This is a genomic window from Thiomonas sp. SCN 64-16 (assembly GCF_001725585.1).
GTDB lineage: Bacteria > Pseudomonadota > Gammaproteobacteria > Burkholderiales > Burkholderiaceae_C > Thiomonas > Thiomonas arsenitoxydans.
On sequence record NZ_MEGQ01000062.1, the window covers coordinates 1 to 12,484 of the forward strand.

Below are 12,484 nucleotides of genomic sequence, written 5' to 3' on the forward strand. Positions count from 1 at the left end.
GGGCAGGCGCTTTCGGCCCCACATCGCGGTCCGACTGCATTACACGCCATCCCGTCTCCAGCCGTTCATCCGTTCACGCTTTTTGGACACCATCCCTAAGGGGCTGAAGAGCGGATTTATTTCCATCGTCACGCGATATGGAACCTGATTTTGCGCATTTTCTCAATCCGGTCTGCGCGAAATTTACAAAATTACCGCTGCACCGTGAAACCATGACGTGGTAATTTCGTCACATGAAGTAGATATCTTCTGGTTCGCTGCAAAACATCATGCCCACAAAAAACATCGATCTGATTTATTTCAACGCCGGAGGCGGCCACCGCGCTTCGGCCTTGGCCCTGGAAAAAAGCATTGCGCAGTCGAGTTTGCCTTGGCAGGTTCGGCTGGTCAACCTCACCGACGTGCTCGACCCGCAGGGCACGCTACGCAAATACACCTTTTCTCCGGAAGACTATTACAACGCCCGTTTGGCGCGCGGCCTCACCATCGGTCTGAGGCACGAACTCAAACTGCTGCAAGGGGCGTTGCGGCTGCTGCACCCCACCCTGCTCAAAATTCTCAAGCTGCACTGGCTGCGCACCGAGCCCGATCTGGTGGTGTCGCTGATTCCCAATTTCAACCGTTCGCTGTTCGAAAGCCTGACGGCCACTCTGCCCGGCGTGCCCTATGTGACCCTGTTGACCGACCTGGCCGATTTCCCGCCTCATTTCTGGATGGAACAGGGGCAAGACCAGCACCTCATCTGCGGCTCGGAGCATGCCGTGCAGCAGGCTTTGCAGGCCGGGTTCGCCGCCGAGAAAGTGCATGCGACTTCGGGCATGATCATTCGCCCCGATTTCTACGCCGAACCGGTAGATTTCGACCGGGCGGCCAGCCTGCAGGCCTTGGGTTTTGATCCGCAGCGTCCGGTGGGGGTGGTGATGTTCGGGGGGCACGGCTCGCGCAGCATGCTGGCCATCGCCGAGCGCCTGCCCGATGTTCAACTCATTTTCATGTGCGGTCACAACGCCAAGCTGGCGACCAAGCTTCGCGCCTTGCCGACTACCGCGCCGCGCCATGTGATGGGCTTTACCAGCGCCGTGGCCGAGGTGATGCGCTTGGGCGATTTTTTCATTGGCAAGCCGGGCCCCGGTTCCTTGAGCGAGGCGCTGCATCTGGGCCTGCCGGTGATCGTCACGCGCAACGCCTGGACTATGCCGCAGGAGCGCTACAACACCGATTGGGTGCGTGAAAATGGCTTCGGCTTGGTGCTGCCAAGCTTTCGCGGCATCGAGGCGGCGCTGCCCGCGTTTCTCGACGATCTTGCCGCGAGCCGCGCGCGCGTGGCCGCGTATCGCAACCGGGCGGTTTTCGAGGTGCCGCAGATTCTGCAAGACATTCTGCGAAGCGCCGAGCAGGTGCAGCTTGATGCGCAGAGCTTGATGGGCGCTACCCCCCGCCTTTTTGAAAATGGGCGGTGAACTGCTGCCACCACGCCCTGCGCTTGGCGGGGTCTGCGGCAGTGAGCGACACCTCGGCCAGCCAGCGTTCGAGCACGATCAGCCCCAGCCGGGTGGGCTCGGCAGGATGCAGGCGGATGTGCCAGTCGCAACCTGCATCATGCCCTGAGTAAGCCTGCGGGCCGTCGGCGCGCAGAGTGGGGAACGCCATCGATAGCTGCCGCGCAAATGCGCTGCGGGTGATGGCCATATCGAGTTCGCAATGAGCCGGGGCGCCTAGGCCGTACATGAAGTGTGCTCAGCCTCCAGCGACGGGCGGCCAGATCGCCAGGGTTTCACCTTCCTGCAGCACGCGGGTGTCGCGCTGGTCTGGCGCGATATAAACACCATTCACCAGAACCAAATGCACCAGCTTCCAGGGCAGGCGAAAGCGCTCAACCACGTCTTGAATGGTGGTGCCCGGCGCGATGTTGAGTGTGATCTGATGGCCCTGCCGCGGCTGCGGCAGATAGTCCGTCAAGGTGGCCATCAGCTTGAGCGTGATTTGCACGCCAGTCTGGGGCTGAGCCTGGGCAAGAGGGGAAGAGGCGGGCGTATCCATGAGGGGCTGAATCGCCTTCAATGATGCACCGTATCGCCGCGACGGTCTTGCGCCTGCGCGCTGGCGAGGTAGGCTTCCATCAGGCGGGTGGGGTCGGCCAGCAGGCGGTCTTTCCAGGCCCCGAGCTTGACCCGGCCTTCGACCAAGCCGCGCAATACGCCGATGTGCTGCGTCGTGCCGATGCTGTTGCTGCCCACCATCACATCGCCCTCGAATTGCAGGCTGAGGTGTTTGTATCCTGCCCGGTCGGTCAGCTCCACGCCTTGCCCTCCCTTCACGCCCTGCCACTGGCCGAAGCTGCTGGAGATTAGTCCCAGGGTGTCGAGCACGTTGATCTGCGTCACTCCGCGCAGCTGGGTGCGCCGACCGGCCATATTCATCGCTGCGACATAAGCCTGATCGACCGCGTTGGGCTGGATGGCGCTGACCATCGGCTTGCCGTAAAGCATGTCGAACGCCTCGGCGCAATCTCCGGCGGCAAAGATGCCGGGAACATTGGTCTGCAGGTGTTCATCGGTGAGCACGCCTTGCAGGCAATGCACGCCAGAGCCTTCGAGAAAACCGATATTGGGCTTGACGCCGGCCGCCGAAATCACCAGATCGGCGGGCAGACGTTCGCCGGTGGACAGGCGCACGGCCAGCGGGGCGGCCATATCGCTGGGGTTGGATTCGATGGACTCGATGCGCGCGCCGGTGTGCACCGTCACGCCCTTGTCTTGCACCCAGTCGCGGATCATGCCGCCCGCGGTTTCGCCCATCATGCGCGGCACCATGCGGTCGCCCATTTCCACCACGGTAAGCTGCACCCGGCGGCGCACCAGACTTTCCATGATGATGCAGCCGATGAAGCCCGCACCAAGCTGGATGACCCGCGCGCCGGGCACGGCGAACTGGGTGATGGCGCGGGCATCTTCCAGTGTCCAGCAGGTATGCACCCGTTGCGCGTGGATGCCGGGAATACGCGGCAGCGTCGGCGTGGAACCAGTGGCGACCAGCAGGGTGTCGAAGGACAGCGTTTCACCGGATTCGAGGATGAGGGTTTTGCGCGCCGCGTCGAGCGACTTCACCCGCGCATGGCGCTGGCTGACGCCGATCTGCCTGAAGTGCTGCGGGTCTTTGCGCAGCCAGGTGCCGCGCTCGGTGATGTCGCCGTGCAGCAGGTAGGGAATCGCCATGCGCGAATACGGCGGCCCTTCTTCGTCGCCGATCAGGGTGATGGTGTCTTCGGTGGCGCTGTGCTTGCGCAGGGTTTCTGCAGCAACGACGCCCGCAGGGCCGTTACCGATGATGATGTGATGTTTCATGGGGTCTGCCTCGATCTCGCGCTGTCAGACTCCTCCCCCGCGCAGTGGGGAAGGAGTCCAAGTCAAAGCCCGAGCCGCGTGCGGGTTTCGGGCTTGAGCGTGCCTTCCGGAGTCCAGCCGCGCAGCTCGTAATAGCGAGGCAGCATCTCGGGCAGCTTGTTGGTCAGCCCCTTGGCCGGGCCGGTCTTGGCGGGCTCTCTGAGCAGACGCGGCGGCAAGGTGTCGTCCTTGGCGGTGAAGCCCGCGCGGTTGTTGTAGTCGCGCTCCATGTTCCAGATGCGCTCGCCTATGGTGTTCAACTCGTCCATGGTGAACTCTTCCAGGCAGGCGGCGGCAAGCTGCGGCTGCACGTCGGCCAGCGTCCAGGCGAAACTGGTGAACAGGCAGATGCCGGCAGAGTCGAACACGGCGGTGGCGTCCTGAAACGCCTTGACCAGTTCGGGTTTGCCGTCGGCCACCAGCGGATCGGTCTTGACCGGGATGCCCAGCACTTCCGAAGCCACCGTGTAACCGCGCAGATGGCAGGCGCCGCGGTTGCTGGTCGCATAGGCCAGGCCCATGCCTTGAATGCCGCGAGAGTCGTAGGCTGGGAATTCCTGGCCCTTGACGCTCATGCTCAGTTCCGGGTGGCCGTACTTGGCCGTCAGGCGTTTGCTGCCCAGCGCCAGTTCCTTGCCGAAGCCCTCGCCCCGGGCGGTGATTTCGGCGAAGTAGGTCAGAGCCTTGGCCGAGCCGAAAGGCGCTTCCACGCCGAGTTGTTCCTTGGTCAGCAGGCCCATGTCGTACAACTCCATCACCGCGCCCACGGTGGCGCCGAAAGTGATGGGGTCCATGCCGTCTTCGTTGCAGAGGAAGTTCGCGTAGGTCAGCGCCTCCAGATCGTTGACGCCGTTGGCCGAGCCCAGCGCCCAGGCGGCTTCATATTCCAGACCGCCCGATGCGCCCCAATACTGCGGCTTGTTCTCGACGCTGAAATGGTGTTCGTCGATCTTGCTGATGCGGCCGCAGGCGATGGTGCAGCCAAAGCACGCCTGGTTGGTGACCAGATTGGGCTTGCCATCGGTTTTGCGCGGCTCGTGCATGGCTTCGCCGGAGATGTCTTTCGCGCCTTCGAATTGCACGTCGCGGTGGTTGCGCGTGGGCAGGGCGCCGATTTCGTTGATCACGTTCATCAACACCTGGGTGCCGTATTTCGGCAGCCCCTGGCCGGTGACCGCGTTGTCGTGCAGCACTTTTTTGCCTGCGTTGACCGCAGCCATGAACGCCTTGGGGTCGCGCACATTGCCCACGCCCAGGGTGCCACGCACCGCGATGGCCTTGAGGTTTTTGCTACCCATCACCGTGCCCACGCCCGAGCGACCGGCGGCGCGGTGCAGATCGTTGACGATGGCGGCATACATCACCCCGTTTTCACCCGCACGGCCGATGGAGCTGACGCGGATCAGCGGGTCTTGGTGATGGTTCTTGATCCAGGGCTCGGTTTCCCACACGGTCTTGCCCCAGATCGGCGAGGCGTCGAGCAGTTCGGCCTTGTCGTTTTCTATGGACAGATACACCGGCTTGGGCGATTTGCCTTCGACGATGATCATGTCCCAGCCCGCCATCTTCAGCTCGGCGCCGAAGTAGCCGCCGGAGTTGGAGCAGGCGATCGCGCCGGTGAGCGCGCCTTTGGTGATGACCGAATAGCGCCCGCCGGTGGACGCCATGGTGCCGGTGAGCGGCCCGGTGGCGTAAATCAGCTTGTTGTCGGGCGAGAGCGGATCGACCTTGGCGTCGACCTCCTCGACGAAATACTTGGTCGCCAGCCCGCGCTGGCCGATGTACTCGCGCGCCCACTGCCTATTCAGCGGCTCGCTCTTGATGGTGCCTTGCGTGAGGTTCACGCGCAGAATTTTTCCGGCCCAGGTCATGGTCGTCTCCTCAATGTGGTTGCGGTCAGGCCGCGGCGTTCTGGTTGCCCAGCTTGTCGGCCCATTGCTGCATGCGCGACAAGCCGGTCCAGCTGGCATCGATATAGGTGATGGCGCCAGTGGGGCAAGCTTCGGCGCAGGCCGGCTCGCCACCGCACAAGTCGCATTTCTGCACCTTGCCGGTATCGGCGACATAGTTCACCGTGCCGAATGGGCAGGCGATGGTGCAGACCTTGCAGCCCACGCAAACATTTTCGAGCACGACCTTGGCGCCCGTGGCGGCGTCGAGTTTGATGGCCTCTACCGGGCAGGCGTGCAGACACCAGGCTTCGTCGCACTGGGTGCAGGTGTAGGGCACCTTGCGGCCAGTCTCATGGAAGTCGAACACCTTGATGCGGCTTTTTGAGGTGTTGAAAATTCCGTAGTTTTCATACGAGCAGGCCATCTCGCATTGCAGGCAACCCGTGCACTTGTCAGGGTCGATATGCAGGGACTTTTGCATCTTGCATCTCCTCGATTGTTATGGACATCTGAGCCACTTGACCGCGCTGCACGCCCGGTACTTACTGCGAACGGGCCTGATGCGGCTTTGACCATCGCAATATAGGCCGTGGTTCTGAAGGGTGAAAGCGGGCGAAATGCTTTGCCCGACTAGGGCGCTCGGGTATGTGCCGGAGCGTTATCCACCTGCTGTTCAACGGGAGAAACCACGAAGCTCGCGGCGGGCTTTCGCGCCCGAATTCACGCGGCCATCACCCGCCGCGCCAGATGGGTCAAAGGCCGCTCGATCAAATGCTCCATACGGTGCGGCAGCGCCAGCGGCTTGAGCAGCATCTTCACCGCCTGCTCCATCGGAAGCCGCGCGCCCACATGGTGGTACAGACGTTGGCAGATATGCTCGAAAGGTACATCGCCGACTGCATCGAAGTGGGGCTGGAACAGCCAGACGTGACGCAGCGCGATGTCGGAGTCGCTGGTGCGCAGTTCAGCCAGCCGACGCTTGAGCGCGCCGAGAATACGTGCGCGCGACAGGTTGCGCTCGGCGTTGATCTCTTTGAAGTAGCGGTAAAAGTGCTTGTAGTGCTGCACCTCGTCGACACGAATGTGCTCGGCCAGTTCGTTGAGAACCGGCTCGCAAGTGAAGTCGCGCAGGGTCTGGTAGTAAGTGGCCGTGCCGGTTTCCACCACACAACGGGCGACGAGTTCCAGTGCGCGGTCATCTTCGAGTTCTTCGACGGTGCACAGGCGCGAGTATTCGCTGAAAAAAGAAGCGTAGGCTGCCTCCCAGTCGAACTCGGGCCAGACGGTCTGCACATAGGTCTTGAGCGCGCGGCCGTGCTGCAGTTCCTCCGGTTCCCACTGATGCTGCAGCCAGTCGGAAATAGCGGGATAGGCGTCGAAATGTTCGACCAGATTGCGGGTGTAGGTTTCCGAGCCCGACTCGACAAAAGAAGCGCTGGCCAGCAGATAGAACAGTTCGACGTTGTCGTGAACCGACTCGGTGCGGATACGCGGGTAATCGATCCAGTCCAGCGTCCAGTGCGGTTGATGGTCTGACGCGCTTCGGCCGGGGGATGGGGATGTTGGAGTGGCGCGGTTCATAAGATGACTTTCTACCCTGTCATGCTTCAAGCATAGACTGAAAATTCGACATCACAGTTCCTCACCCACCTCCCAACCCGTCTAAACTTGTCACGAGGTATGACCTCTTCACATTGGCACAAGGAGCCCTTCATGAAGTCCCAAAAAACCCTGGCAGTCGTTCTCTCCGCCAGCCTCGTCGCGCTGTCGCTGGGCGGCTGCGCGAACATGAATGAGTCGCAGAAAACCACCGCCTCCGGTGCGGGCATCGGCGCCGCTGCCGGGGCTGTGATCGGCGCTTTGACGGCGGGCGGCAACACCGGGAAGAGCGCCGCAACTGGCGCTGTGGCCGGTGCGGCAGTGGGCGCTTTGGGCGGCTATTTGTGGAACCAGCATCTGGAGAAGCAGAAGCAGGACTTGCAGGCTCAGGCGCAGGCCTCGGGGACGGGCGTGCAGGTCACGCAGACGCAGGACAACCGCCTGAAGATGAACGTGCCGGCCGATGCAGGCTTTGCCACGGGCAGCGCGCAGCTCAACCCGCGCATGTATCCCATTCTGGAAAGCCTGGCCACCGGCCTGAATCAGAACCCGTCTGAAACCGTGCAGGTGTTCGGTTTCACCGACAACACGGGAACCGACGCGATCAACTACCCGCTTTCTGAAAACCGCGCGCTGACGGTAAAGAATTTCCTGGTGTCGCGCGGCGTGGCGCCGCAGCGCGTCACCACCCAGGGCCTGGGCCCGCAAAACCCGGTGGCGAGCAACGCCACGGCGCAGGGCCGCGCCGCCAACCGGCGGGTGGAAATTTATGTGGCCATGCCAGCCCAGCGCTGAGACGGTGCCTCCCTGTGCGGTGCTCCCCTAGCAGCGCTGCACTTCAGGCGGCGAGGGCCATGGGTTCCGGTATCGGGCGCTCCAGCAGTTCCACGGCTTTGCACAACGCGTCGAAACACTGGGGGTCGAGCGCGGTGCCCACGGTCTTGGACATGATCTGCAGGGTTTCCGGGATGGGCACGGCGCCGCGGTAGGGCCGGTCGGCGGAAATAGCGTCGAAGATGTCGGCGGTGGTGATGATGCGGGTTTCCAGCGCAATGTGTTCGGCGGTAAGGCGGCGCGGATAGCCGGCGCCGTCTAGCCGCTCGTGATGCGCGGCGCTGACGCGGGGGGCCAGCTCGGAGAAGGCGCTGATCCGTCCCAGAATGCGCTCGGTGTAGGTGGCATGCATCTGCACGGCCTGCCATTCGGCCGCGTCGAGTTTTCCGGCCTTGTCGAGCACCGCATTGCTCACGCCGAGCTTGCCCACGTCGTGCAGCAGTGCGCCGCGGTACAGCCAGCGGCGGCGCTCGGGCGCGAAATCAAGCTGGGTGGCGATGTGGTCGGAATAGAGCGCCACGCGGGCGCTGTGTCCGGCGGTGTAGGGGCTTTTGGCATCGACAATCTGACCGAAGGCGGCGGCGATTTCGTCGAGATAGTCTTCGTCCAGCGGCACGCAGCATTGCGCGGGCTCCAGTGCGAGAACCTGGCTGCCGAGATCCGGGTCGCGCAGCGTCTGCCAGAAGCCTTCGCGCTGCGAGAGGGCGAGAAAGGCATCGACCAGTTCAGGGTCGAACCAGCCGCCTCGCCGACGGCGGATTTCCTCGCGCGCCTCGGCCGGGCCGCTGGCGGTGAAAAACACATCGACCACCTGCGACAGCAAGGCCAGCCGGGCGTAGAGCGGAATGTGCTCGCCCGTCAGACCTTCGGGTTTTCCGCTGCCGTCCCAATGTTCATCCAGTCCGTGGATGCCTTGGGCGACGTTTTCGGGAAAGCGCAGTTGCCGCGCAATGTCGGCGCCGCGCTGGCAGCGGGTCTGAATGAGTTCCTGCGCGATGTCACTGCCATTGCGAAAGATGTTGAGCGTGGCGCGAAAGCGCTCGGCCAGGCCGCTGCGCAGACCCGTGTGATCGAGCACGAAGCGCAGCACATGCGGCAGGCTGCCGTCGAGCAGCTTGAAGTCGCGCTTGAACTGCAGATCGTCGGCGAGGTAGAGCTCGCAGATGCGAGCGGCATTGCTGCTGCAGCCCAGGTCTTTGAGCAGCAGGGTGTAGTACAGCTCCCATTGCTGCGGAGCGGGCAGGCCGATTTCTCGACCGACCGACATGCCGATCCAGGCGCAGCGCACGCAGTGGCCTTCGGGCTGGCCCTCGGTCATGTCGAGCGCGTGACTGAGGGCGCTCATCAGTTCGGCGAGTTTGAGATTTTCCATTCGGGCAGCATAGAAGCTAGGGATTTCCCGAGTTTGTTGTGTTGCACCATCTGATCGGCGCTTGCGTGAAATTTGTCACGAAAATGCCCTGAGCGTGGTTCTCATATGGAAATAACAGCCTCCCTACAATGGTGGTTTATCTCCCCCGCTCCGCCTGCCGGACGCCGCTGCGATGAACGCCCCCGCTTCACACGCTCCTGAATTGATGCCCGCCTTGGGCGCAGACGCGGCCGATGCCGCCCCCCGCCTGCGCGAAATTCCGTATAACTACACCTCCTTCTCCGACCGCGAGGTGGTGATGCGCCTGCTCGGCGAGCAAGCCTGGGACTGGCTCAACCAGTTGCGGCAGGAACGTCGCACCGGGCGTTCGGCGCGCATGTTGTACGAAGTGCTGGGCGACATCTGGGTGGTGCAGCGCAACCCGTTTTTGCAGGACGATTTGTTGCAGAGCCGCAAACGGCGTGCCGCGCTGATCGGTGCGCTCGAACACCGCCTGCGCGAAATCGACCGCCGCCGCGACGACAGCGCGCACAGTGGCAGCTCGGACGCGCAGCGCGACGCCCTGGTGCGTCAGTTGCTCGACCGCGCCCGTGGGGCCGTGGCCGCCTTCGCCGCCTGGTTCGACGAGGCCGCGGCGCTGCGCCAGCGCGCCCGCAAGGTGCTGGGGCGGCACAGCGCGCAGGGCGCGATCCGCTTCGACGGCATGGCGCGGGTGTCGCACGTGACCGACGCCACCGACTGGCGGGTGGAATATCCCTTCGTCGTGCTCTGTCCCGACAGCGAGGACGACATTGCCGGCTTGGTGCGGGGCTGCATCGAGCTCGGGCTGACCATCATCCCGCGCGGAGGCGGCACCGGCTACACCGGCGGCGCGATTCCGCTGGTGTGGAAGAGCGCGGTGATCAATACCGAAAAGCTCGACCGCATCGGCACGGTCGAATACCTCGAACTGCCCGGCGTGGCCCATCCCGTGCCCACCATCCAGACCCCGGCCGGGGTGGTGACGCAGCGCGTCTCCGACGCGGCCGACGCCGCCGGACTGGTGTTCGCGGTCGATCCGACTTCGGCCGACGCCTCCTGCGTGGGCGGCAATGTGGCGATGAATGCGGGCGGCAAAAAGGCCGTGCTGTGGGGCACGGCGATCGACAACCTGGCGTCCTGGCGCATGGTCGATCCTCAAGGCCGCTGGGTGGAGGTGCAGCGCCTCGACCACAATCTGGGCAAGATTCACGATGTGGATGTGGCCCGCTTCGAGGTGCGCACCTTGGCGGCCGACGGCGTGACCTTGCTGGAGCAGAAGCTGCTGGAAATTCCCGGCGCGCGCTTCCGCAAGGAGGGGCTGGGCAAGGACGTGACCGACAAATTCCTCGCCGGCCTGCCGGGCGTGCAAAAGGAAGGTTGCGACGGCATCATCACCAGCGCCCGCTGGGTGTTGCACAAAATGCCGCCGCATGTACGCACCGTCTGCCTGGAATTTTTCGGCCAGGCGCGCGAGGCCATTCCCAGCATTGTCGAGATCAAGACCTTTCTCGACGCGCGACCGGGCGGCGCCATTCTGGCTGGCCTGGAACATCTGGATGACCGTTACCTCAAGGCCGTGGGCTACGCCACCAAGAGCGCGCGCGGCACCCTGCCCAAGATGGTGCTGTTCGGCGACATCGTCGGCGAAGATGAAGCCGCCGTGGCCCGCGCCGCCTCTGAAGTGGTGCGCATGGCCAATGCGCGGGTGGGCGAAGGCTTCATCGCGGTGAGTGCCGAAGCCCGCAAAAAATTCTGGCTCGACCGCAAGCGCACCGCAGCCATTGCGCGCCACACCAACGCCTTCAAGATCAATGAAGACGTGGTGATTCCGCTGCCGCGCATGGGCGAATATGTCGATGGCATCGAACACATCAACGTCGAGCTGTCGCTGAAAAACAAGCTGGCGCTGGTGGCCGAGATCGACCGGACGCTGCGCGGCACGCTGCCGCTGGCGCGCAACGAAGAGCTGGCCGATGGCGAGCCTGCGCTGTCCAAGGAAGACTTGGAGGCCAAGCGCGCCCAGGCGCTGGAACTGCTGGCGGCAGTGCATGCGCGCTGGTCGTTCTATCTCGATCAGCTCGACAGGCCTTTGGCGGAACTGCCCGATGCACTGCGCGCGCTGTTGTCTGCATCGCCTGCATTGCTGGCGCTGCCTGCGGGGGCAAGTGCTGAAGACCGCACCCTGTTCCACCTGCTGCAGGATCATTCCCTGCGCGCCTCTTGGAAGGCCGAGTTGCGCAAGCCTTTGGCGGCGGTGTTTTCCGGCGGCTTGTTCGAACCGCTGCGCCGCGAGATCGACGCCATTCATCAGCGCGTGCTCAAGAGCCGCGCCTGGGTGGCGCTGCACATGCACGCGGGCGACGGCAATGTGCATACCAATATCCCGGTCAACTCCGACGACTATTCGATGCTGCAGCAGGCGCACGACGCGGTGGCCCGCATCATGGCGCTGGCGCGCAGCCTGGGCGGGGTGATCTCGGGCGAGCACGGCATCGGCATCACCAAGCTGGAGTTTCTCACCGAAGCCGAGATCGGCGCTTTCCGCGCCTATAAGCGCGAAGTCGATCCCGAAGGGCGTTTCAACAAGGGCAAGCTGCTCGACGATCCGGCGTATCCCGCCGATTTGCGCAACGCCTACACGCCCAGCTTCAACCTGATGGGACACGAGTCGCTCATCATGCAGCAAAGCGACATCGGCGCCATCAGCGCCTCGGTGAAGGACTGCCTGCGCTGCGGCAAGTGCAAGAGCGTGTGCGCCACCCATGTGCCGCGCGCCAATCTGCTGTATTCGCCGCGCGACAAAATTCTCGCCACCTCGCTGCTGATCGAGGCCTTCCTGTACGAAGAGCAGACCCGGCGCGGGGTGAGCATCCGGCATTGGGAAGAGTTTGAAGACGTGGCCGACCACTGCACGGTTTGCCACAAGTGCGTGACGCCCTGCCCGGTGGACATCGACTTCGGCGATGTCACCATGAATATGCGCAACCTGCTACGCAAAATGGGCAAGAAGAGCTTCAAGCCGGGCAACGCGGCGGCGATGTTCTTCCTCAATGCCACTCAGCCGCAAACCATCAAGCTGGTGCGCAGCGCCATGGTGGACGTGGGCTTCAAGGCGCAGCGCCTGGCCACCCGCCTGCTCAAACCCGTCGCCCGGGCGCAGACTGCGGCGCCCAAGCTCACCGTGGGCAAGCCGCCGATCCGCGAGCAGGTGATTCACTTCGTCAACAAGCCCATGCCGGGCGGCCTGCCGAAAAAAACCGCGCGCGCGCTGCTCGACATCGAAGACAAGGATTTCGTGCCCATCATCCGCAACCCGCGTGGCACCTCGGTGGACAGCGAGGCGGTGTTCTATTTTCCGGGCTGCGGCTCGGAGCGCTTGTTCA

The 12,484-nt window shown here is 63.6% G+C and carries 10 protein-coding genes; 3 read left to right on the top strand and 7 right to left on the bottom strand.

All coding sequences use genetic code 11. The features are described from left to right. The first annotated feature begins 269 nt into the window (after nt 1-269). Nucleotides 270-1,460: a glycosyltransferase gene (locus ABT24_RS13785; protein ID WP_276731209.1), complete on the top strand. Its 1,191-nt coding sequence runs from the start codon at nt 270-272 to the stop codon at nt 1,458-1,460. Here ABT24_RS13785 and ABT24_RS13790 read toward each other — a convergent pair. The 6 genes from ABT24_RS13790 to ABT24_RS13815 all read right to left on the bottom strand — a co-directional run bounded on the left by ABT24_RS13790 (nt 1,429) and on the right by ABT24_RS13815 (nt 6,856). Further along, nucleotides 1,429-1,728, bottom strand: a complete 300-nt coding sequence (locus ABT24_RS13790) for a hypothetical protein (protein WP_276731211.1) — start codon at nt 1,726-1,728, stop codon at nt 1,429-1,431. The genes ABT24_RS13785 and ABT24_RS13790 overlap by 32 nt on opposite strands. Nucleotides 1,729-1,737: 9 nt before the next feature. Continuing rightward, nucleotides 1,738-2,040, bottom strand: coding sequence for a MoaD/ThiS family protein (locus tag ABT24_RS13795; RefSeq protein WP_276731213.1), 303 nt, complete (start codon nt 2,038-2,040; stop codon nt 1,738-1,740). Between the two features lie 17 nt (nt 2,041-2,057). Further along, the gene (locus ABT24_RS13800) at nt 2,058-3,344 is read right to left on the bottom strand and encodes an NAD(P)/FAD-dependent oxidoreductase (protein ID WP_276731215.1); all 1,287 of its coding nucleotides are present in this window, start codon (nt 3,342-3,344) and stop codon (nt 2,058-2,060) included. A gap of 62 nt (nt 3,345-3,406) precedes the next feature. After that, nucleotides 3,407-5,254: an aldehyde ferredoxin oxidoreductase family protein gene (locus tag ABT24_RS13805; RefSeq protein ID WP_276731217.1), complete on the bottom strand. Its 1,848-nt coding sequence runs from the start codon at nt 5,252-5,254 to the stop codon at nt 3,407-3,409. Nucleotides 5,255-5,279: 25 nt separating this feature from the next. After that, a complete protein-coding gene (locus ABT24_RS13810; protein WP_013124126.1) occupies nt 5,280-5,756 on the bottom strand; it encodes a 4Fe-4S dicluster domain-containing protein in 477 nt (158 codons plus the stop codon). 239 nt (nt 5,757-5,995) lie between these two features. Beyond that, a complete protein-coding gene (locus tag ABT24_RS13815) occupies nt 5,996-6,856 on the bottom strand; it encodes a ferritin-like domain-containing protein (protein WP_013106924.1) in 861 nt (286 codons plus the stop codon). Between the two features lie 132 nt (nt 6,857-6,988). Between ABT24_RS13815 and ABT24_RS13820 the strand changes: the two genes are divergently transcribed. Continuing rightward, on the top strand, nt 6,989-7,669 hold the full coding sequence (locus ABT24_RS13820) for a YiaD family glycine zipper/OmpA-like lipoprotein (protein WP_013106923.1): 681 nt from the start codon (nt 6,989-6,991) through the stop codon (nt 7,667-7,669). A gap of 43 nt (nt 7,670-7,712) precedes the next feature. Here the strand turns inward: ABT24_RS13820 and ABT24_RS13825 are convergent, their stop codons facing one another. After that, entirely contained in the window at nt 7,713-9,080 is a 1,368-nt protein-coding gene (locus ABT24_RS13825; RefSeq protein ID WP_286738073.1) for an HD-GYP domain-containing protein, read from the bottom strand. Nucleotides 9,081-9,252: 172 nt separating this feature from the next. Between ABT24_RS13825 and ABT24_RS13830 the strand changes: the two genes are divergently transcribed. Then, nucleotides 9,253-12,484: DUF3683 domain-containing protein (locus ABT24_RS13830; RefSeq protein ID WP_286738075.1), on the top strand; the 3,232-nt coding region annotated here is incomplete at its 3' end.